This window comes from Aquabacterium sp. (assembly GCF_048860245.1).
GTDB lineage: Bacteria > Pseudomonadota > Gammaproteobacteria > Burkholderiales > Burkholderiaceae_C > Aquabacterium.
The window spans coordinates 25,746-45,386 of sequence record NZ_JBLIZW010000115.1 but is presented as its reverse complement, the minus strand read 5'-3'; the positions used below and the strand labels follow the sequence as shown (position 1 = coordinate 45,386).

21 protein-coding genes and 1 tRNA gene are annotated in these 19,641 nt (G+C 61.8%); 4 read left to right on the top strand and 18 right to left on the bottom strand.

The window, feature by feature from the left end; translation table 11 throughout:
• Positions 1-36: 36 nt before the first annotated feature.
• A tRNA-Ile gene (locus tag ACMV18_RS13090) sits at positions 37-115 on the top strand.
• 47 nt (positions 116-162) lie between these two features.
• Here ACMV18_RS13090 and ACMV18_RS13085 read toward each other — a convergent pair.
• The 9 genes from ACMV18_RS13085 to ACMV18_RS13045 all read right to left on the bottom strand — a co-directional run bounded on the left by ACMV18_RS13085 (position 163) and on the right by ACMV18_RS13045 (position 5,888).
• Complete coding sequence (locus ACMV18_RS13085) at positions 163-876, bottom strand: class I SAM-dependent methyltransferase (protein ID WP_420818205.1); 714 nt, start codon at positions 874-876, stop codon at positions 163-165.
• Positions 877-894: 18 nt separating this feature from the next.
• Positions 895-1,209, bottom strand: coding sequence for an RNA recognition motif domain-containing protein (locus tag ACMV18_RS13080; RefSeq protein WP_420818204.1), 315 nt, complete (start codon positions 1,207-1,209; stop codon positions 895-897).
• Positions 1,210-1,282: 73 nt separating this feature from the next.
• On the bottom strand, positions 1,283-1,549 hold the full coding sequence (infA, locus tag ACMV18_RS13075; RefSeq protein WP_374256827.1) for a translation initiation factor IF-1: 267 nt from the start codon (positions 1,547-1,549) through the stop codon (positions 1,283-1,285).
• Positions 1,550-1,594: 45 nt separating this feature from the next.
• Positions 1,595-1,831: a hypothetical protein gene (locus ACMV18_RS13070; protein WP_374256826.1), complete on the bottom strand. Its 237-nt coding sequence runs from the start codon at positions 1,829-1,831 to the stop codon at positions 1,595-1,597.
• 332 nt (positions 1,832-2,163) lie between these two features.
• On the bottom strand, positions 2,164-3,516 hold the full coding sequence (locus tag ACMV18_RS13065; RefSeq protein WP_420818203.1) for an ATP-binding protein: 1,353 nt from the start codon (positions 3,514-3,516) through the stop codon (positions 2,164-2,166).
• Between the two features lie 4 nt (positions 3,517-3,520).
• A complete protein-coding gene (locus ACMV18_RS13060) occupies positions 3,521-4,186 on the bottom strand; it encodes a winged helix-turn-helix domain-containing protein (RefSeq protein ID WP_420818202.1) in 666 nt (221 codons plus the stop codon).
• 52 nt (positions 4,187-4,238) lie between these two features.
• Complete coding sequence (locus ACMV18_RS13055) at positions 4,239-5,000, bottom strand: cytochrome b/b6 domain-containing protein (RefSeq protein WP_420818201.1); 762 nt, start codon at positions 4,998-5,000, stop codon at positions 4,239-4,241.
• Positions 4,972-5,457, bottom strand: coding sequence for a diheme cytochrome c (locus ACMV18_RS13050; protein ID WP_420818200.1), 486 nt, complete (start codon positions 5,455-5,457; stop codon positions 4,972-4,974). The genes ACMV18_RS13055 and ACMV18_RS13050 overlap by 29 nt, the downstream gene beginning before the upstream one ends.
• Positions 5,458-5,480: 23 nt before the next feature.
• Positions 5,481-5,888: a DUF1924 domain-containing protein gene (locus ACMV18_RS13045; RefSeq protein WP_420818221.1), complete on the bottom strand. Its 408-nt coding sequence runs from the start codon at positions 5,886-5,888 to the stop codon at positions 5,481-5,483.
• A gap of 136 nt (positions 5,889-6,024) precedes the next feature.
• Between ACMV18_RS13045 and ACMV18_RS13040 the strand changes: the two genes are divergently transcribed.
• Positions 6,025-8,544 (top strand): cation-translocating P-type ATPase, encoded by a 2,520-nt coding sequence (locus tag ACMV18_RS13040; protein ID WP_420818199.1) that lies wholly within the window; start codon positions 6,025-6,027, stop codon positions 8,542-8,544.
• Between the two features lie 125 nt (positions 8,545-8,669).
• Entirely contained in the window at positions 8,670-9,005 is a 336-nt protein-coding gene (locus tag ACMV18_RS13035; protein WP_374256817.1) for a hypothetical protein, read from the top strand.
• 67 nt (positions 9,006-9,072) lie between these two features.
• On the opposite strand, the gene ACMV18_RS13030 is transcribed toward ACMV18_RS13035, so the two are convergent.
• Positions 9,073-10,017 carry an esterase/lipase family protein gene (locus tag ACMV18_RS13030; protein ID WP_420818198.1) on the bottom strand — a complete coding sequence of 315 codons (945 nt, stop codon included), beginning with the start codon at positions 10,015-10,017 and terminating at the stop codon, positions 9,073-9,075.
• A 12-nt stretch (positions 10,018-10,029) separates the two neighbouring features.
• Positions 10,030-10,971, bottom strand: coding sequence for a lipase secretion chaperone (locus ACMV18_RS13025; protein ID WP_420818197.1), 942 nt, complete (start codon positions 10,969-10,971; stop codon positions 10,030-10,032).
• A gap of 259 nt (positions 10,972-11,230) precedes the next feature.
• Here ACMV18_RS13025 and ACMV18_RS13020 point away from each other — a divergent pair, with 259 nt between their 5' ends.
• A complete protein-coding gene (locus ACMV18_RS13020; RefSeq protein WP_374256812.1) occupies positions 11,231-11,533 on the top strand; it encodes a hypothetical protein in 303 nt (100 codons plus the stop codon).
• 107 nt (positions 11,534-11,640) lie between these two features.
• On the opposite strand, the gene ACMV18_RS13015 is transcribed toward ACMV18_RS13020, so the two are convergent.
• From ACMV18_RS13015 to ACMV18_RS12985, 7 genes are all read right to left on the bottom strand, one after another.
• Positions 11,641-12,087, bottom strand: a complete 447-nt coding sequence (locus ACMV18_RS13015) for a flagellar basal body-associated FliL family protein (protein ID WP_420818196.1) — start codon at positions 12,085-12,087, stop codon at positions 11,641-11,643.
• A 111-nt stretch (positions 12,088-12,198) separates the two neighbouring features.
• Positions 12,199-13,251, bottom strand: a complete 1,053-nt coding sequence (locus tag ACMV18_RS13010) for a serine/threonine protein kinase (RefSeq protein ID WP_420818195.1) — start codon at positions 13,249-13,251, stop codon at positions 12,199-12,201.
• A 25-nt stretch (positions 13,252-13,276) separates the two neighbouring features.
• Positions 13,277-14,488: an EAL and HDOD domain-containing protein gene (locus ACMV18_RS13005; protein ID WP_374256806.1), complete on the bottom strand. Its 1,212-nt coding sequence runs from the start codon at positions 14,486-14,488 to the stop codon at positions 13,277-13,279.
• A 40-nt stretch (positions 14,489-14,528) separates the two neighbouring features.
• Positions 14,529-15,752 (bottom strand): flagellar hook-associated protein FlgL, encoded by a 1,224-nt coding sequence (gene flgL / locus ACMV18_RS13000; protein ID WP_420818194.1) that lies wholly within the window; start codon positions 15,750-15,752, stop codon positions 14,529-14,531.
• A gap of 14 nt (positions 15,753-15,766) precedes the next feature.
• Positions 15,767-17,533, bottom strand: coding sequence for a flagellar hook-associated protein FlgK (gene flgK / locus ACMV18_RS12995; protein ID WP_420818193.1), 1,767 nt, complete (start codon positions 17,531-17,533; stop codon positions 15,767-15,769).
• A gap of 18 nt (positions 17,534-17,551) precedes the next feature.
• Positions 17,552-18,472 carry a flagellar assembly peptidoglycan hydrolase FlgJ gene (gene flgJ, locus ACMV18_RS12990; RefSeq protein ID WP_420818192.1) on the bottom strand — a complete coding sequence of 307 codons (921 nt, stop codon included), beginning with the start codon at positions 18,470-18,472 and terminating at the stop codon, positions 17,552-17,554.
• On the bottom strand, positions 18,472-19,602 hold the full coding sequence (locus tag ACMV18_RS12985) for a flagellar basal body P-ring protein FlgI (RefSeq protein ID WP_420818191.1): 1,131 nt from the start codon (positions 19,600-19,602) through the stop codon (positions 18,472-18,474). Before ACMV18_RS12985 ends, flgJ begins: the two co-directional genes overlap by 1 nt.
• Between the last annotated feature and the right edge of the window lie 39 nt (positions 19,603-19,641).

Below are 19,641 nucleotides of genomic sequence, written 5' to 3'. Positions count from 1 at the left end.
TACAATGCCAGGCGGCGCCTGAAGGGCGCAGCCAAAGGGCCTCTAGCTCATGCTTGGTTAGAGCAGCGGACTCATAATCCGTTGGTGCCGGGTTCGACTCCCGGGGGGCCTACCAGCTTCACCCAAGAAAAAGCCTCACTCGGCGAGTGAGGCTTTTTGCATTCAGGCGTGCATTGAAGCCGGCCTTAAAAAACGCAACAGCCGCCCTCGATAGGGCAGCCCATCGGCTTCAGGGGTGTCCAGCGTTGATTCGGTCAGGGAGAAACCCAGCGCTGACATGCGCTTGATGAACGGTGACCGGTTGCCCCGATTGGGATCGACGATCAGCACTTCGGCGCAGGGCATGGCGTGTCGCGCGATGAAGCCTGCGAGGTGGCCATACACATCACGTTCGTACAGCACGTCGCTGCCCATGATGAGATCGAATCGGCCTTGAACAGCGGGATGGCGGTTGTGAACCGGTTCGCTGATCTCGGCAGCCCAGTCACCATGTCGATAGGTGAGGGGCGGGAGTTCGTTGAGCGCCACGTTGTCCATCAGGAAATGCAGCGCCAAAGGGTGTGCGTCAGAAGCCGTGACATCCATGCCACGACGGTGGCAAACGAGGCTGGCCAAAGCCAGTCCGCAGCCAATTTCCAAGACGCGCTCGCCAGAGACGAGCAGTCGGGATGCCATGTGGGCGGCCAATTGCAGCCCGGATGGCCAGAGGACGCCAAACAGCGGCCAGTTGGCTTCAGAGAAGCCGGCGGCAGTCGCCTCCCCGTGAGGGTCGGCGTACTGCTGCCTGTCCAGCAGTGAGCGAATCAGCAGATTGTCTGTGCCCCGTATGGCAACCTGAGTTTGTTTGGTCTGGTAGCCGGGCTCTGCTGATCGCATCACTTGGATTGATCGGGATCAGTAGCGACGGCCGCCGCCACCGAAACCACCGCGACCACCGCCGAAACCACCGGCAGGGCGCTCTTCACGAGGACGAGCCTCGTTCACCACCAGTGCGCGGTTCTCGAACGACTGGCCGTTCAAGCCGCGGATGGCAGCTTGCGCTTCGTCGCGCGAACCCATCTCCACAAAGCCGAAGCCCTTGGAGCGGCCTGTGTCGCGGTCAACCATGACCTTGGCGGAGTTGACGCTGCCAAATTGAGCGAATTGCTGTTGGAGGTCATCGTCGCGCATCGAGTAGGGCAGGTTGCCGACGTAAAGCTTGTTGTCCATTGTGGACCCTTTCAGAACATGCTGCGGAGAGTCGAAGGCCTGCCGCAGCGTCAGGCCGAATGTCAGGATTGACTCAGAAGCGACGGCGTGGGGGCGCAGAAGGCGCTCCATTTGCACGAGGCTCCAGATGACGGAAGGTGATGCGACCCTTGGTCAGGTCGTAAGGCGACAGCTCCAGGGACACCTTGTCACCCGCCAGGATGCGGATGCGGTGCTTGCGCATCTTGCCGCCGGTATACGCCACCAGGCTGTGACCGTTTTCGAGCGTGACGCGGAAGCGGGAGTCGGGCAGCACTTCGTCGACCTGTCCACGCATTTCAATGAGTTCTTCTTTGGCCATGGATGAATCCTTGTTCGAAAAGCAATGAGCAGCCTGATGTCGCCGTCAGGCGGGCAAGGCAGGCTGACGGAGGTAGCTCAAGCCTTGATCCAGCGCGAAGCGTGCGGCGGCTTGGGCAGTGGGAAACAGCGGGGTGAAGCGATACACGCGATCGTGTGTGCCTGAGCCGCGGCCACTGCGAATGGAGAGCGAAGCGGCGTACTGGCCGTCTTCGGTTTGCCGGGTGATGGGGGACAGCGCAAAGCGACCCACCGTTTGGGCTTGGGGAGAGAGATGATTCAAAAAGATGTGGGCTGCGAGATGGCGCAGCCAATAAGCGAGTCAGGCGACCTCACGACCGGGTTGGTTTCGGATGCGAACTGACGAATGGAGAAGATTCTTGTCCTGCCTGACGGCGAACCACCGCAAGGGATGGATCTCAGACTGAGCGGGAGCGATGAACCAGACGAAGCTTGCCTGGGAGGGCATCGCACGAGGCCAAGTGCTGGCTCAGGTCAGATGCTGAAGGTGCAACGCGTACGTAATGCGTGCAGGACGTCATGTGCTGCGGAGGAAAGCGAAACGGCAGCAAACGCAAACACTATAACAGCGAACAGAAAACTGTGCTTGCTTTTTTATTGCAGCGCAGATGAAGGGGCATCCGAGCGGACAACGACCGCCACCTGAAGGCCCTTCAATGTGTCAGAGCGCTGGGCAAGCAGTTGGCAGCCGTGCACCTTGGCAATGCGTGTGGCGATGGACCAGCCCAGGCCACTGCCTGAGGCCACGTGGCCCGATGCACGGAAAAACCGCTCACCGAGGCGCCGCAGATCGGCCTCGGTCATCCCCGGTCCGCTGTCATCGACGGTCAGCTGGATGAGGCCCTCAGCCGGAATGTGGACGATGATGTGCGCCTGCTCGGGGCAGTAGCGAATGGCGTTGTCGACCAGGTTACGGATCAGGGCCATCAGTAGGGGTTCATTGCCCATTGCTTGACGTTGAGCCGGTGCGTCGAGCTCGATGGTTTGGGCTTTGTCCAGAGCCTTGTCGGCCAGATCTGCGATCACGGTGCGTGTCAGGCGAACCCAGTCGGTGGGTTGCAAAGGCGGGGCGTCACCGGCTTCCAGGCGTGCCAGCATCAGCAACTGGTCGATCAGACGGGACGCACGGTCACAGCCTGCCATGGTGGCCTGCAGCGCATGCTGGCGTGGTTCGTCGGTGGTGGACATCAGGGCCACCTGCGCCTGCGTGCGGATGGCCGACACGGGCGTGCGCAGTTCATGGGCGGCGTCGGCAGTGAAGCGCCGTTCTGAGGCGAGCAGGCCTTCGATGCGCACGAACAGTGCGTTCAAGGCCTTGATGGCCGGGGTCATTTCGGTGGGAGCGTGGGCCAACTCGATCGGCGCCAGCTCTTCGGCATGCCGGCCTTTGAGGGTGCGCGCCAGCTCGGCGAGGGGCGTCATGCCGCGTCGCACCGCCCACCAGATCAGCAAGGCGAGCATGGGCAAGGCCAAACCCAGGGCCGTGAGCATGCTGCGCATGGCCGAGGTCAGGATGTGTGTGCGGGCCGAGACGCTTTCACCCACGTGCACGACCACGTCGCTGGTGTCGCCACGGGTTGAAAACACGCGCCATCGCTGACCGTCGATCACCTGTGCGCTGTAGCCATGGTCGTGATCCGCCAAGGGGCTGAGGGGGGCTTGGGCCGAACGCCGTACCAGCACGCCCTCGTGCCAGACTTGAAACACCACCTTCGGTGCATAGCGGTGCAGGGTGGGCGCATCTGGGGTGGAGTCGTGCTCAATCGACTCCCCGCTTTGCTGCACCACCAGCAGTGCGGCCGCTTGGGCCAGGTGGCCATCCAGCAGCTCATCGAGCTCGTGTTGTACCTCTCGCCACACGATCACGGCGGTGACGAGCCAGACCGCCGTGACGGCGCCCAGCACCATCCACAGCACACGTCGTTGCAATGACTGTCGGGGCGCCATGGATTCAGCTTCCGGCCTTGGGGATGCGGTAGCCCACGCCGCGTACGGTCTGAATCACCTCGGGGCCCAGTTTGCGGCGCAGGTGATGGATGTGGACCTCGATGGCGTTGCTCTCGACCTCTTGCCCCCAGCTGTAGAGGTGCTGTTCCAGTTGCTCGCGCGACAGCACGCGGCCGGCATTGAGCATCAAGGCGTGAAGCAGGTCGAACTCGCGAGTGTTCAGGCTCACGTCGCCTGCTGCCGTGCGGACGGTGCGTGCGGCAGGGTTGAGTTCGATGCCTTGGGCGAGCAGCAGGTCTTGCGGTTGCCCATGAGCCCGTCGAACGATGGCCCGCAACCGAGCAGCCAGCTCATGCAGGTCCACCGGCTTGACGACATAGTCGTCCGCGCCGATGTCGAGGCCCCGAACGCGGTCGGGCACGGCATCGCGTGCGGTCAGCACCAGAATCGGGGTGTGGATGCCTTTCTGGCGGACGCTGGCCAGCACATCCAGCCCATCTTTGCGGGGCAGCCCCAAGTCCAGAACGGCTGCCGCGTGGGCTTGTTGCACCAGTTCATGTTCGGCGGCCACGCCATCTCGCACCCAGTCCACCTGAAAGCCCGAGGCGCGCAGACCCGCTTGCAAGCCGTCGCCGAGCAGGGGGTCGTCTTCGATCAGCAGGATGCGCATGGGGCACCGGTCGATGTGTGTGGGCGCTCAAAAGGGAGCGTTTCAGTTTACGTCAGTCATCGTCATCGGTGTGATGGCCGTGCTGGGCATGTGTGGCGTGCGTGATGGGATGGTCGGTGGGCGCAGGACGGGTTTGCCACTGCCAGGCCCAGAAGGCCAGTACGCACATCAAGATCAATGCACCCAGCCACACCCGGTTGTGGTGCACCAGATCAGGCCCCTTCCCGGGCATGCGACCGCTGACCATGGACATCACCTGCGTCGTGCCTTGTCGCTTGAACCCCATCACCAACAAGCCGAGGTGTGTGATCACCAGCATCAGGGTGCCGTTGCCAGCAAACTCGTGAAGCTCCTCCAGCGCGTCTTCCATGAAGGCAGCGTTGAACCATTCTTGATCCATGGCGATGCCGCTCAATACTCCGCCCGTGGCCATGAGCAGGATGCCCACCACCGCCAGCATGTTGAGCGAAGGGCGCAGGGACGTGATGCGTGACAGCAGATTGTTGGGGCGCAGGGTCCACAACGGGCGCAGGCGTGCACCCCAGCTGCTCAGACGTGCCGGCCGCGGTCCGATCAGCCCCCACACGACCCGCGCCACGATCAGGCCGGCCATGGTGTAGCCCAGCGTTGTGTGAAGCAGGCGAAAGGACTCGGATTCGGCCGTGGCATAGGCACCGGCAAAACTCAGAGCGAGCAACCAGTGGAAGGTGCGCGTCGGCGCATCGACTGTGCGGCGTGTGGGCGCAGGGGCTTGTGAGGCAGCGGTCGGGCGGTTGCCCGTCGTGTCAGCGAGGCATTCGGATGTCGTGTTCATGGAAGCGTCCTTGATCAGCTTGTGGGTGGCAGGCCATGCAGTTGGCGGGGCTGCCAATGGCCTTGCGGCGCCAGATCCCGGCAGGCAGTTCGTCGTGTTCATGGACAAACCAGGCCGATTGGGTGATCCGGTTGGGTGCAGGGCCGTCTTGCGTGCGGCGTGCGGGGCGTGCGTTGGCTTCGAGCCATTGAGTGAGTTGTGCCACCGTCTGGGCGTCCAGTGAGGCATCGCTGCCAAAGTGTTGAGGCAGCTCGCGCATCACACGGCGCCATGACGCGGCGGGCAACAGACCCGGGGGATAAGCCAGATGGCAGGCACTGCACTCTTGTTGATAGGCGGGCAGCAGTGGCACGCGGGCGAGTCGGTGCTCGTCGCCGTCTGCCCAAGCGGGGGCGGACAGGCTGATGGCGAGCAGGGCGGCCCAGCGTAGCGGGCGCAGGGGCAGGGTGAGGGGCATGAGGCGTCTCCCATCAATGAAAGTCAGGGGCGAAGGGTGATCAGCCAAGCCAGAACGTCGGCCTTTTCGGATGAGCTGCATTCGCGGGATAACACATCTCGGCAATTGCGACGAAACCACTTTTCCACCTTGCTGGCCTGGGTGAATCGCTCAGGATTGAAGGCCGGCGCCAGTGGCGCGATGGTTTTGCCCGTGGCCGCGTGGCGCCCAGGGGTGCTGGGTGTGTTTTGGTGGCATGAGGCGCAGGACCACTCGCCCCCATGTGTGCTGGTGAAAAAGCGGCGCCCTTGCTCTGCGTTGGCCGGGCGACCAGCCTCCTGGCTGTACGCAGCAAGCAGATCCGCCGGTCGGCTGGCTTGCGCCCCGGCCTGGCTGGCGGGCAGCATGCCCAGGGCCAAGGCCAGGCTGGTCATCCAGTGTGGTGTGGGCATCATCGTGCACCTCCTTGATGTGGATGATGGCCACACATCCTTAGCGCAGTCTTAAGGTTCAGGCACAGGGGGGGGGCTTGCCGCACAATGTGCTGGTGTCGACTGCCCCGCCGAGATTGATGTGAGCGACCTCAACATGCCTTCCACCCCGACCGGACTGGACGATCAAACCGTGGCGCAGCGGCGCGCGACACATGGTTTCAACGACATGGCCGACCGCGAAACGCACGGCTTCTGGCGCACGATCCAGAGTGTGGCGACCGAGCCGATGTTTCTGCTGCTGATCGTGGCCGCGGCCATCTATCTGGTCATTGGTGACCTGGGCGAAGGCTTGCTGTTGGCGTTCTTTGCCGTGGTCACTGTGGGCTTGGTGATCTTTCAAGAACGCCGCAGCGAGCGTGCGCTGGACGCCTTGCGGGAGCTGGCGGCGCCACAAGTGAGGGTGCTGCGACAGGGGCAGACCTTGCGCATTCCCGCGCGCGAGTTGGTGCCAGGCGACTGGTTCTGGCTGGCCGAAGGTGAGCGCGTGGCGGCCGACGCCGTTTTGCGTCAAGCCAGCAGCATGTCGGTGGATGAGTCCCTGCTGACCGGCGAGTCGGTACCGGTGCGCAAAGCGCACCTGGACGGTCCAGCGCCTGCCGACACCCAGCCGCCCGGCGGCGACGACAGCCCCTTTGTGTACGCCAGCACGCTGGTGGTGGACGGGCACGGCTTGGCAGAGGTGCTGCAAATTGGGCGGGCCACGCGTGTGGGGCAAATTGGTGCCTCGCTGGCCACCATCGAAATAGCCCCCACACCGCTGGAGCAGCACCTGCGCAAACTGGTGCGCGTGTTTGGCTTGATGGCCCTGGTGTTCAGCGTGTCGCTGGTGCTGTGGTACGGCCTGCTGCGGGGGCAGTGGGTGCAGGGCACGCTGTCAGGGATCGCGCTGGGCATGGCCATGCTGCCCGAAGAATTTCCGATGGCGCTGGCGGTGTTCTTGGCCATGGGGGCTTGGCGATTGGCTCGCATTCAAGTCTTGGCCAAACGTCCGGCTGTGATCGAGGCCTTGGGGGCGGCCACCGTACTGTGCGTTGACAAGACGGGCACGTTGACCGAAAACCGCATGCGCCTGAGTCGTCTGGTGTGTGCCTCGGGCGAGCAAGCCGAACTGAACGAGGCGGACTTGCCCGAGTTTGCGCACCGCTTGCTGGAGACGGCCATGTTGGCGTCCCGGCGTGGCAGCGTGGACCCGATGGATCGCGCCGTGCTGGCGGCCGGCGACCGGGCCTTGGCCGAGTCCGAACACCTGCACCCCGACTGGCAACTGCAGCGTGAATACCCGCTCAGTCCGGCTTTGTTGGCCATGTCTCATGCCTGGACCATGTCGGATGGGCGCTGCCGTGTAGCGGCCAAAGGTGCGCCCGAGGCCATTGCCGATTTGTGCCACTTCCCCCCCGAGGCCACACAGGCCTTCATGCAACAGGCGCATGCCTTGGCTGAACAAGGTTTTCGGGTGCTGGCGGTGGCCGAGGGGGTGTCGCGTGATGGCGCGGTACAAGGCGGTCAGCACGACTACGACTTCGTCGCGCAGGGTTTTCTGGCCTTTGAAGACCCCTTGCGCGCCAGCGTGCCCGTGGCGGTGGCCGAGGCTCGCCAGGCCGGGATTCAGGTGGCCATGATCACCGGGGACCACGCAGCCACGGCGCTGGCCATTGCCCGCCAGGCCGGCATCGACATCACCCACGGGGCGCTCAGCGGTGAACAGCTGGCGCAGATGGACGATGCAGACCTGGCCTTGGCTGTGGGGCAGGTGCGCGTTTTTGCGCGGGTGATGCCGGAACAAAAGCTGCGCTTGGTGCAGGCCTTCCAGTCACGGGGCGAGGTCGTCGCCATGACGGGCGACGGTGTCAATGACGCACCAGCCCTCAAGGCCGCTCATATTGGCATTGCCATGGGCGCACGGGGGACTGATGTGGCCCGCGAAGCCGCCGGATTGGTGTTGCTGGACGAAGACTTTGGCCGCATCGTGGGCGGCGTGCGCATGGGCCGGCGCATTTTCGACAACCTGCGCAAGGTGATGACTTACATCACCGCCATTCATGTGCCCATCGCTGGGCTGGCCCTGTTGCCGGTGTTGATGGGCTTGCCGCCACTCATGCTGCCGGTACACGTGGTACTGACCGAAATGGTGATCGACCCCGTTTGTTCACTGGCCTTTGAGGGCGCCCCCGAAGACCCGAGCAGCATGCAGCGCCCGCCACGCAAGGGGGATGACAGCATCGTCGGCTGGCCCATGTTGCTGCAAGGCTTGTGGCAGGGCGGTCTGCTGTTGGCCGCGACGCTGGCCATTTACGGCGTGGCCCTGCATCAATCCATGCCAGAAGACGTGGCCCGCACACTGGCGATCGTGAGCCTGACCTTGGGTAACCTGCTGCTGGTGGGCACCAATGCCTCCACGGGGTTGGGCTGGCGTGCCTTGCTGGGGCCTGGCTTTGGCGCATTTTGGGTGGTGAGCGGCATCACCTTGACCACCTTGTGTCTGGGCGTGTTGGCGGCTCCCGTGCGTCAATTGCTGCACTTTGGCCAACCGACGTGGGACGCGATGGCGGCGGCCGTCTCCCTGGTGGCACTGGCCGTTGCGGTGGGGGCATGGGGCTTGCCTCAGCGGCGCTGATGAGCCGAGCAGGGGGCTCGGAAATGCGCACAAATTGGCAGATGCGCTAAAGGGAAGTCGGACAGAGATGCAAGGTCTTCGGGTTTTCCCTATACTGCGCGCCATTCATTGCTCTCTATTCCATCATGAACAACCCGCAAGCCGGTTTGAACCTCATGTTGGGGCTGGGCCTGGCGCCACTCAATGCCGCGTCGGCCTACTGCTCACAACTTGAGCGAGGTTCTCCCAACTCGCTGCAGACGCACGAGCGTGCGTTCGCACGAGCCCTCAACACGATGAACTCTCAGCTGTTCAGCCTGGGGCTGGATGCGCTGAACGCTTCACGCGATGCGGTGCGCAGCGCAGGTGAGGCTGGTGTGCCCGAGGCCGTGGTCAGCGCGACCGATTCGGTGTTGGCGCAGCAAGAAGCATCTCTGCGCGAAACCGCACGCAAAGTGGTGCGCATGGCTTACGCCTACTGAGCGACGCTCGGAAATGAAAAAGGGCGCAGGCCTTGCGCCCGCGCCCTGGTTTTGTGTGACCGTTGAATTACAGACCGGCGTTCTTCAGGCGGTTGGCCTGCTGACGATAGACCTCGACCGGGCTGGTCTCGAAGATGTTGACCAGACCGAAGAACTGGTTCACTTCATCCAAGTGGTTCATCTTGTAGTCGGTGCGGATGACCTGACCCAAGTTCATCGAGCAGCTGGACACCAGACCATCGTTGGCCTTGCCATTGAAGAAGGCGCCGGTCAGGCCCAGGGCGGCATCACCCACATCCAGCAAGTTGGTGAATTGCTTGTTACCACCCCACGAGTAGTAGCGCACGCCATTCACAACGTAAGCACCTTCACCACAAGCAGTGGTCGGGATGCCGGCAGGGAACTTCTTGTTGAAAGCATTGGAGCCAGCAGTGGTCAAGGACACCAGCGCGGCTTCCGCATTGGCCGGCAGTTGACCGTTACCCGACAGCGTTTGGATCAGTGCCACCAGGGTGGAGTCAACCAAAGTTTTGGCTGCAGCGGTCAATGGGCTGCCATCGGGCAGAACACCACGAACGGCATCAGCGAAGTCGGAACCACGGTTCACGCCCCCGACGCTGGTCACCGAAGCCACCAGCGCAGGTGCCACGCCAGCCACATAACGTGCGGTGGGGCCGCCATGGCTGTGGCCCACGAGGTTCACTTTGGATGCGCCGGTGATGGCCAGAATCTGCTTGACTTGTGACAGCAGTTGCTCGCCACGAACTTCGGTTGAGTTGGCGGCAGACACCTGGGTCACGTACACCTTGGCGCCATCGGCACGCAGGGCGTCGGGAATTTTGTACCAGTAGTCGACAGTGCCTGCGATGGTGTCCCAGCCAAACAGGCCGTGAACCAGCACGATGGGGTACTTGGTTTGGGTGTAGCCAGCCGCTTGAACATTGGCTGCAGGCAGCAGACCCACGAATGTGGCAGCGGCTGCGATCAGGAAGGAAGCAAAGCGTGTCTTCATGAAGGTCTCCATTTATTGATACGCCGTCAGGCGCAATTTTTCGTTCTCTCTGAAATTCGCTTCTTTGTAGGCTTCTGCTGCCGCTTCGTTGGCTTTGCGCAGGTTCAGGTATTGCTGAACGCGTGCTTGCCATGCGGCTTCTTCTTCATCCAGTTTTGCCAGGCGTTGGGCGGCGTCGGCCCCAACCAGGCGAGTGCGGATGGCCTGCACCTCTTGAGCAGAGGCTCCGCGTTCGCGAGCTTCGGCAACGGCCTGGCTCACGGTCAAATGCAGGACAGGTTCATTGCGATTGGCCTGCATGTCCGGGGGAAGCTGCGCGGTCAGCTCGCGCAACTTGTTTTCCTTGTCTGTGGGGCTCAGGTTGCGGTCCTGAGCGATGCGCAGTCGGGCCAGCGCATCGTCGTCCCGGGCATCGTCCTGTCCGAAGAGCTGGGCAATTTCGACGCTGGAGAAGTGGCGGGCACGCACCTCGCGGATGGCACGCAGTTGATGCCCCAGGGCTTCGGCGTCGGTGGTGCCGGATGCAACGGGTGTCAACCGAGCCAGTTCGGTCTTGAACGCCAGGTAAGCGTCCAGCAGCTTCGATGCGCGGGCGAGAGCCGCGCCATTGAGCTCTTTGCTCAGGTCCTTCAGGATGTCTGCTTTGATGGCCGCCAGGGGCTTCTCGCCAAAGGTCGTGAGCCAATAATCATAGCGGCGCAGCAGGTCGGGGCTGACAATCAGCTCGCCGTTGCCGTCATGCAGCGCCCCGTCGGGGACCGTCCCTTTCAGCGAAGGGGCTGGGAGAGCTTGAATGATGCCAGTGGAGGGGGCGGGCTGCTGAGCGACGTCAGACGGCTGGTCGGCTTGAAACAGGCGATAGCCATACACGCTCAGCGCTGCCACCAAGGCAGACATGGACAGCCAGAGCAGACGTCCAGAGCGGTTGGCAGTGATCGTGATCCCGTTGTGCATGAGGCGGTCTGATGCAATTCATGCAACGTTCTTTTGTCGGGCTTGATGGCAGCCGATAAAGATGTGACGTTGCGTGGAATATGTTGCGATGAGCCGTCATTTGAGCGCGCAGGATGAATGTGTGACATTGGTGCATCCCCCAGTTAGGGGATACCCGCTCAGGCAAGGGGGCGTGGCGTTGAAAGGTTTTTGAAAAGTTTTGTCATCCAAGCTTCGACGTCGCGCGTTAGAGGGGTATGTCCATTTTGTGAGCAGGTCCATGAACCGCTACACCGAACAACAACTCCTGAATTTCTGCGTGGCTCAGCACGGTCGGTTCGACCCTGCCGCTTGGCAGCACGTCGAAGGCGTGACGCCCGAGCAGAAAGCTTGTGCAATGTTGTTGTTGTCTAACGCACGCTGGTATGGCCGTCTGCAGGAAATGCGCGATTTGGTCGGGCAGTCCATTCCCAACCATGTGGGGCGTTTGACGGAACTGGCCAACCGGGTTGGCTTCAACACGGGCCTGTTTGTGCAACGTCTGCAGTCGCAACTCTGGTTGAGCACCGAGCCCAAGCGCTGACTTATCCCCGTTTCCTGTGGATAAGTATGTTGGCAAACTTGGGGGAACCGTGCGTTCCCCTAAGGAAGAGGCTAGGGTGCCTCTAAATTAGGCAGCCGATGCCCGCCTCAGGGCATCAGGACCATTTCATCAAACATCACATGTTTGATGCGTGTTTTGAGGCGCTGCTCCCTCAAATAGTCATTGACGCCACTCTCAATGGCTTCGCCTAAGTTCACCATGGCGTCCGGGCCGGTGATCTCGTCTTCGTTCATGTCGGCAGCCACCTGTTCCACCACGGCTTTCAGTGCTGTGGCGTGCGGTTCCAGAATGCTCTGATCGTCTTTGTTCTTGAGCTGCAGGTTGACTTTGACACTCAACATCCGCCCATCGGTCATCTGCGCCATGACCTTGCTGATCCCCAACCAGATCGGGACAGGTCGGTTGCTCGCCTGAGGCTTGGCGTAGGTGTTGAACAGCCATGCCCCGACGCCCAGAATGAGAATGCCCAAGCCGATGGAGATTTCCATCACCCAATCACTGCGGTTCTCAGAAGAAGCGGTCGAAGTGGCCATGCAAGGGATCCTCTTTGGATAGTCGGAACCTTACTATGACACCCCTCGGGTGAGGGGTATCCCACAAAAAGCATGGCGGAATCTTTTCACACAAGACGCCGCTGCGACGGATCAGTCCATCCACATGGGGCGATCGGTGTCCATGTTTTGCATCAGATCGATTTGTTGTCGCAACAGATCGGTCTGTTGTTGCCAGTAACTGGGGCTGGCGAACCAGGGGAAGGCCGCGGGAAAGGCTGGGTCGTTCCAGCGGCGCGCCAGCCAGGCACTGTGGTGAATGAGCCTGAGCGTGCGCAAGGGTTCGATCAGTTTGAGTTCGCGCCAGTCAAACTCGGTCACGGACTCGTACCCGTCCAGAAGCGCATTCAATTGTTGCTGGCGCTCACGGGACTCTCCGCTCAGCAGCATCCAGAAATCTTGCACAGCAGGACCCATGCAGGCGTCGTCCAGATCCACAAAGTGGGGGCCGTCGGGTGTCCAAAGGACGTTTCCAGGGTGGCAATCGCCATGGAGTCGGCGGTATCGCAGGTCATCCACTCGCTCAAACGCTGCCTGGGCCAGATCAATGGCTTGATCGGAAATCGCTGACCAATGGGGCCGCTGCTCAATGGGGATGATGTCTTGCTCCAGCAGCCATTGGCGGGGCGCTCGCCCCATGGTGTGGGCGTCCAGTCGCAGGCGGTGCGCAAAGGGGCGTTTGGCGCCGACAACGTGAAGCCGGGCCAGAAAGCGCCCCAGCCAACTGAGCACGTCCGGGTCTTCAAGTTCGGGGGCACGGCCGCCACGGCGGGGGCTGATGGACACACGATGCCCACTCGCGCATCCCAAGGTCTGATGCGGACCCAGGATGTGGCTGGGCGTGGGCAGGCGAGGGTGGTCTACAGCAGTGAGCGTCAGCGGCGGGACGGCGGGTACTTCGCCTTCGACGAGTTCTTGGGCGAACGCGTGTTCTTCGAGAATTTGCTCGTCACGCCAGCGGCCTGGGCGGTAAAACTTGGCGACGACAAAGCCGCCGTCCTCCAGCCCCACCTGAAAGACTCGGTTTTCGTACGAGTTCAGTTGCAGGAGCCGACCGTCCACCCTTTGCCCCAAAGACTCGATGATGTCGAGTGCGAGGTCGGGTGTGAGGTCGGCGTAGGGTGTGTCGGTCGCAGATGCAGGCATGCTGCATCTTAGCTGCGACCAGGGTTCACTCCAGTTGGGCCGCGTTGGCCATGGCCTTGAGCAGGCAGGAGTTGATGTCCTTGAAATCGATCATCAGGCGCTCGGCGGCATCCTTGATGTCGAAGACGTTGTTGCCTTCCACGGCTTTCACCAGTTGGAAGTAAGGCTCGTAGGGGCCGCTTTCGTCTGCCAGTGCCTGGTACACCCGCTCCGGCACCGGGATGGTCTTGAGCAGCACGTTGAAGGGCTGTCGGAACATCCGGTCGAGCAGCGAGAACACGCCACAGATGAAGAGCTCGTTGCGCATTTCGTCGTCGCCGCTGATGCGAGCCAATTCTTCCATCAGCAGGCCACGACGCACGGCGGCGAACATGACGGGGCGCATGTTGGGGTCTTTGCTGGCGGTGGCCAGCAGCAGAGCCAGCCACCGCTTCAAGCGCTGGTAGCCCAAGATCATGATCGCGTGGCGGAAGGAGCTGATTTCAACGGACAGACCGAAGGCCGGCGAGTTGATGTAGCGCATCAACTTGAAAGCCAGAGGGGGATCACGCTTGAGGGTGTTCTCCAGCACTTCGATGTCTTCGCCGCGGTGCACCTGGTCAATCAATTGCACGATGACTTGCAAGGCGGGTTGATCCGCGGGCTTGCTGCCTTCCTGGATCACGTCGTCAATGGGCCAGCCCAGCACCGCCATCGCGCCCTTGCGGAAGGCGGTTTCCATGTCGGCCACATTGGTCACACCGGCCTGAACGTGGCTGATGGTGCGCACGGTGCCGGCCGGGGCCGTGCTCGGGGCTTGCGCACCACTGCCACTGTGAATGCGGCGGTCGTCTTCAAAGTCGATGATGGAGTGCTTGAAGCAGGGCAGCACCTCTTTGGGCAGCTCCTGCAGCGGGCGCCCCTTGAGCAGCAAGGTGTTGCCGTTGGCGGCCAGGGTCTGGATCGGGGCGATGTTGGCCGCATCACCAGCCATGAAGGCGGGCACTTCCATCAGGATGTGGGTGGCGGGCTGGGCAACCATCAGGTCGTGCAGCAGCGTTTCACTGGTGACGTTGAGCCACAGCTGAGTGCCGCCCACGGGCCAGGCTTCGCTGATGGCGTCCAGCAAGGCACCAGCATCCAGCGGCGCACCAGGAACGAGGGGGAGAACGGTGAGCCGCGTGGCAATCACCGCACGATTGCGGTCAATGACAGGGCTGTAAGCCAGAGCAGTCTGGCCAAGGATGGGGTGATCCATGAAAGGGGAATCCGGGTGGTAAACAGGTCAGCAGTTGCTGTTAGCCAATATATTGGAACAGCGACAACTTCTGTATGGAAGCATAGCTTTGTAACGCCGCTTGGTAACCACTTTGCCGATTCGTGAATTCTGAAATGGCCTCGGTCATATCGAGGTCTTCAGCGTTGGATTTTTCCGTCTTTGCAGCCAGTTTGAGGGCGCTGTTGCGACTTTCGACGCCGTCCATGCGGTTGAGCGTTTCGCCAACGGCCGAGCGGCTGCCTTGCATGTTGCCGAGGATGCTGTCGAGTTCGGTCACCCCTGTGTTGACGGCCTGCATGACCTGACCATTGTTGATGCCAGCCGTTTTGAGTGTGGAGATGGCTTTGTCGAGGCTGTCGAAAATGCTCAAGTCGGGCTCGGACTGACCCACGGTGAACTTGTCGCCGTTGCCTGGCCCACCACTGATGGTCACCGACATACCCAAACCAGGGATGTCGATGGCCTTGCCTGCCTTGTAGGGTTGCCCGCTGACGAGCGCGGTACCGCTGTCGTCCAGGACGTCGTAGGTCGTGGTGGAGCCAGAGACGGTGAACACCACCGAGTAGCTGGGGGGCGTTGCGGCACTGCTGGGGTACGGCAACTGAGATGGATTGGTCACGGCACCGGATGTGACCCAGGCACTGCCGCTGTTCCCGCTGTCGGGCGCAGCGGTGAAAACGCCGTTGCCAGACTTGGCCTGCAGCCATGCCTTGCGACCATCGACGGTGAGCGTCAAGGCTTCACCGGACGAGGCCATGATCTCGCCACTCTGTCCTTGGAATTCCACGCCGGTCGGCGTGTCCACAAAGGGGGGCGATGACGAGCCTTGGCCGCCGAACACGTAGCCCCCACCACCGTCGGGCCGGTTGGCCACGTTCAGGAGTTGCTTGCGGATTTCTGCCAGCTTGTTGGCCAGGGCCGAACGCTCACTGTCGGTGTAGCTGCCGTTACCGATGGCCACGAGTGTTTCACGCGCTGACTGCATCAGGTCAATCGAATCGGCCATGGCCGATTCGGCAATGTTCATCACATTGCGGCTGGCATCGATGGCGCGTTGGTTGGCTTCGGTCCGTGCAATCGAGGTCAGGGCGCGCTCGGCACGTGCCGCGGCAGTCGGATCGTCGCTGGCTTTGTTGACGCGCTTGCCTGAGGTCAGTTGCACCTGCGAGTTGCTCAGCTCTTGCTGGCGTTTTTGCAGGTTGACAATCGACTGTTCATAACTGAGGGATGTGGTGACGCGCATGGTCATGCTCCTGATCAGGCAGTGGTGTTGAGCAGGGTCTCGAAGACTTTCTGCGCCACCTGGAGAACTTTGGCAGCGGCCTGATAGGCCTGTTGAAACTGGATGAGTCGGGAGGCTTCTTCATCCAGGTTCACACCTGAGGTGCTGGCCAGTGTCTGGTTGGCACTGGTCTCCAGCGTGCTGGAGATGCTGGCTTCGGTTTTGCCGCTCTGAACCAGAACGCCCAAGTCACCAATCATCTGCGAGTAGGTGTCGGTCACCGACGCGTAGGTGGACCCGCCGTCCAGCGTGATCATTTTGGTGTTGTCACGCAGAGCCAGCATGGCCTGGGCATTGCCGTTGTTGTTGGCTGGGAACGTGGTGCTGGAGATGGTGATGCTGTCGCCAGAGTACACGCCGTCGGTGGCCAGTTCTTCACCCTTGGGCACGCCGGTCAGCAGCATCTTGAAGCTGGCTGTGTCCACAGCCGGGTCCGGATCGCCGTCCGTGATGGGCTGACCAGGTGTCCAGCCTGCTGTCCAATAGGGCGTTGAGGCCCCGTCAGAATAAATTTCGTAGCGCAAGCCGCTGGCGTAACTGCTGTCCTCATAGAACTGCACCGTGACGGGCGGTGTGACGCCGGATGGCAAGCTGGCATGCAGCATCGTCATGGACGAGATGTCGGCCGTTCCTTTGTTTTTGTTCTGCACAACAGACGTGAACGGATCGCGTGCACCCAGCGCAGCCACGTAGGGCGATGCTGCGGCAATGCCTTTGGGCGCGCTCAGTCCCAGCGTGATGTCAATCGCACTGGTGGTGTTGTTGAACATCGGGGTGCCTTGAGCACCATTTTGGTCAATGCCCAGTGACTGCTGCTTGTTGACGGCATCCGCGAACTGAGAGACAAATGCATTCAGATTGGCGCGTGTTTGGGTCAGGTCGTTGTCCTGGAAGGTCAACAAGCCTTCCAGGGCCCCGCCCACAATCTGGCTAGAGTCCAAAATGCGGGAGGTTCCGTTGGTGATGAGGGCCACGCGGCCTTTGGATGAGTCGGTTGGGTCACGCACGAGCCCCAGTGTCTCGGACTGGTTGCTCAGCACCAGCAACTGACCACTGCTCATGAACACGCTGAGTGAGCCGTCATCGGCTTCGATCGTGTTGACCTGTACCAGCTTGTTGAGCTTGTTGACGAGCAAATCTCGCTGGTCCAGAAGGTCATTGGCGCTGTGGCCGATGCCCGTGTACTTGGCGATGTCCTGGTTCAGCGAGGCAATTTGCTTGGTGTAGGCATTGATCTGGTCGATGGAGCTGCCCATGTCAGACAGCACGCCCGATTGCAATTCTTCAATTTGCTGCGCAGCCGTGTTCACGCGGCTGACCCACTCCTTGGCGCGAGACAGCACCACTTGGCGTGCCGAGACATCCTGAGGCTGGTTGGACACATCTACAAACGCATTGAGCATTTGGGATGCGGCATAGCCCAGGCCGTTTTCACCGGTTGGCAGCACTTCCTCCAGTTGCGTCAGCTTGTTGAGGCGTGTCTGGTCTGCAGCCGAACTGGCGGTGTTGATGTTGGCCTCGCGCACCAGAAAATCATTGGTGGCGCGCGTGACGGTTGCCACGCGGACGCCCCGCCCAAAGAAGCCCGAGCCTGTGTAGAGGCCGCCTTCCGTGGCCAATTCCACCTGCTGGCGCGAGTAGCCGGGCGTGTTGGCGTTGCTGATGTTGTGAGCCGTCGTGTCGAGCATGGCCTGCGCTGCGAACATCGCGCTGGTGCCAAGAGAGTAGATGCCGGATCCCATCGTGTGCTCCAGTCAGCCTCAGGTGGCCGTGCGTTGCAGACGCAGGGTGGTGTTGATCACCTTGGTCAGTTTGTCGGCATAAGCCGGATCGGTGGCATAGCCTGCCTTTTGCAGGCCTTGCGCATAGCCGCGCGCCGTGTCAGCCTGAGCGACCGTTTGACTGTAACGCGGGCTCTGGCTCAGCAGGCGGGCGTGATCCTTGAAGGCCTCTTCATAAGAGTCATACGCACGGAATTTGGCTGTGACTTTGCGTGCCACCCCACCGATGTATTCGGTGGTGGTGACCTCGGCCACCTTGCCTTTCCAGCTCGACGTGGCCTTGATGCCGAACAGGTTGTGGCTCGGGCTGCCGTCCCTCATCTTGATCTCGTGCTTGCCCCAGCCGGATTCGAGTGCGGCTTGGCCCAGGATGTTGGAGGCGGAAATGCCCGTGGCTTGTTCTGCTGCGTCCGCCGCTGCCTTGTGCTTGCGGACGAATTGCTCGGAGCTGGACAGTTTGCGTCCATCGGCCGAGATGCTGGTGTCAGCGGCTGTGGCCGATGGTGTGGGGGCGCTCATCTGGTAACGGGACAAATCGCCCACACCCTTCAGGGTGTTGTTGCTGCCGTCGTCATCGGTCTTCACGCCCATCTGGCGCGCCAACTGGCGTGCGATCACGTCGCTCAAGCCGCCAGGCAAGCCTGTCATCTGGTTGGCCAACTGGGTATCGAGCATGCTGGTGCCCATGTCGGTGCCCGAGTTGTCCATCATGCCGGAGTTCATGGTGGTGGCGCGCATGCTCTTCATGAGCTCCTGCATGAACAGGCCTTCGAGCTGCTTCGCGGTTTCCTTGATGCCGGCTTTGGGGTCTTTGCCCGCCGTGGACTTCAGTTGCTCCAGCGAGCGCAAATCCATCGTGAGGCCATTTCGACCCTGGCCAGAGGTGCCTTGGATGCTCATCAGATGACCTCCAATTCAGCTTTGAGGGCGCCAGCTGATTTCATCGCTTGCAAAATCGCGATCAAATCCTGCGGGTTGGCACCCAGCGCGTTCAGGGCCTTGACCACATCGGTCAAGCGTGTGCCTGCTGGCATCTGGATCAGGGAGCCAGGCTCTTGATTGATCTTGATGTCGGCCTTCTCCGTGACCACGGTCTGGCCCTGTGACAGCGGCGAGGGCTGGCTGATGACCGGCGTAGAGTTGATGGTGACCGACAGGTTGCCGTGTGCCACCGCACATGGCCCGATGGTGACCGCCTGATTCAATACGATGGAGCCGGTGCGGGCGTTGATGATCACTCGGGCAGCCGGAATGGCTTGCTCGATCGAGAGGTTTTCCAGGTCTGCCATGAAGGCCACCCGTTCACCGGGTTGGGTCGGCAGGCTCACACGGATGCTGCGGCCGCTGATGGCTTCTGCGGTGTTGGCACCCTTGGCGCGGTTGATGGCGTTGGCCACCTCGCGGGCGGTGTTGAAATCGTCCGATTGCAGGTCGTACTGGATGACGCTGCCTTGCAGCCAGGGCGTGGGGACGCCGCGTTCCACAGTGGCGCCTTCCGGAATGCGACCTGCACTCAGGTGGTTGATTTGCACTTTGGAGCCGCCTGCCGAAGCACCGGCGCCGCCAATGATCAGGTTGCCTTGGGCCAATGCGTAGACCTGGCCATCCGCGCCCTTCAGCGGGGTGGCGATCAGTGTGCCGCCACGCAGTGACTTGGCATTGCCCATGGACGACACGTTGACGTCAATGGCCTGGCCGGGCTGTGCAAAGGGGGGCAGGGTGGCCGTGACCAGCACTGCGGCCACGTTCTTGAGTTGCATGGCCGTGCCGGTGGGCACGGTGATGCCCATTTGCTGGAGCATCGCGTTGACGCTCTGGGCCGTGAACGGGGTCTGGGTGGTTTGGTCGCCGGTGCCATCCAGGCCGACCACCAAGCCGTAGCCCATCAACTGGTTGTTTCGCACGCCTTGAACGGCGGCGATTTCCTTGAGTCGGACAGCCTGGGCTGGCGCTGACCACCACATGGACGCCGAAGCGGCCAGGAATGCCAGGGCAATCAGTGGCTTGAAGGGGCGTTGGGTGGTGTTCATGGGGCCAAATCCTTTGAGGGGTCGGCTCCATTCTGGAGA

Excerpts from the sequence above, each read along its gene's own strand:
- ACMV18_RS13025 (WP_420818197.1), bottom strand. The coding sequence starts at position 10,971 with ATGCACAACGGGATCACGATCACTGCCAACCGCTCTGGACGTCTGCTC.
- ACMV18_RS13005 (WP_374256806.1), bottom strand. The coding sequence starts at position 14,488 with ATGGATCACCCCATCCTTGGCCAGACTGCTCTGGCTTACAGCCCTGTC.
- ACMV18_RS13020 (WP_374256812.1), top strand. The coding sequence starts at position 11,231 with ATGAACCGCTACACCGAACAACAACTCCTGAATTTCTGCGTGGCTCAG.
- ACMV18_RS13015 (WP_420818196.1), bottom strand. The coding sequence starts at position 12,087 with ATGGCCACTTCGACCGCTTCTTCTGAGAACCGCAGTGATTGGGTGATG.
- flgL (WP_420818194.1), bottom strand. The coding sequence starts at position 15,752 with ATGCGCGTCACCACATCCCTCAGTTATGAACAGTCGATTGTCAACCTG.
- flgK (WP_420818193.1), bottom strand. The coding sequence starts at position 17,533 with ATGGGATCCGGCATCTACTCTCTTGGCACCAGCGCGATGTTCGCAGCG.
- flgJ (WP_420818192.1), bottom strand. The coding sequence starts at position 18,472 with ATGAGCATCCAAGGCACCTCTGGCCAGGGTCGAAATGGCCTCACGATG.
- ACMV18_RS13055 (WP_420818201.1), bottom strand. The coding sequence starts at position 5,000 with ATGAACACGACATCCGAATGCCTCGCTGACACGACGGGCAACCGCCCG.
- ACMV18_RS13040 (WP_420818199.1), top strand. The coding sequence starts at position 6,025 with ATGCCTTCCACCCCGACCGGACTGGACGATCAAACCGTGGCGCAGCGG.
- ACMV18_RS13065 (WP_420818203.1), bottom strand. The coding sequence starts at position 3,516 with ATGGCGCCCCGACAGTCATTGCAACGACGTGTGCTGTGGATGGTGCTG.
- ACMV18_RS13085 (WP_420818205.1), bottom strand. The coding sequence starts at position 876 with ATGCGATCAGCAGAGCCCGGCTACCAGACCAAACAAACTCAGGTTGCC.
- ACMV18_RS13035 (WP_374256817.1), top strand. The coding sequence starts at position 8,670 with ATGAACAACCCGCAAGCCGGTTTGAACCTCATGTTGGGGCTGGGCCTG.
- ACMV18_RS13080 (WP_420818204.1), bottom strand. The coding sequence starts at position 1,209 with ATGGACAACAAGCTTTACGTCGGCAACCTGCCCTACTCGATGCGCGAC.
- ACMV18_RS13010 (WP_420818195.1), bottom strand. The coding sequence starts at position 13,251 with ATGCCTGCATCTGCGACCGACACACCCTACGCCGACCTCACACCCGAC.
- ACMV18_RS12985 (WP_420818191.1), bottom strand. The coding sequence starts at position 19,602 with ATGAACACCACCCAACGCCCCTTCAAGCCACTGATTGCCCTGGCATTC.
- ACMV18_RS13050 (WP_420818200.1), bottom strand. The coding sequence starts at position 5,457 with ATGCCCCTCACCCTGCCCCTGCGCCCGCTACGCTGGGCCGCCCTGCTC.
- ACMV18_RS13045 (WP_420818221.1), bottom strand. The coding sequence starts at position 5,888 with ATGCCCACACCACACTGGATGACCAGCCTGGCCTTGGCCCTGGGCATG.
- ACMV18_RS13060 (WP_420818202.1), bottom strand. The coding sequence starts at position 4,186 with ATGCGCATCCTGCTGATCGAAGACGACCCCCTGCTCGGCGACGGCTTG.
- ACMV18_RS13030 (WP_420818198.1), bottom strand. The coding sequence starts at position 10,017 with ATGAAGACACGCTTTGCTTCCTTCCTGATCGCAGCCGCTGCCACATTC.
- infA (WP_374256827.1), bottom strand. The coding sequence starts at position 1,549 with ATGGCCAAAGAAGAACTCATTGAAATGCGTGGACAGGTCGACGAAGTG.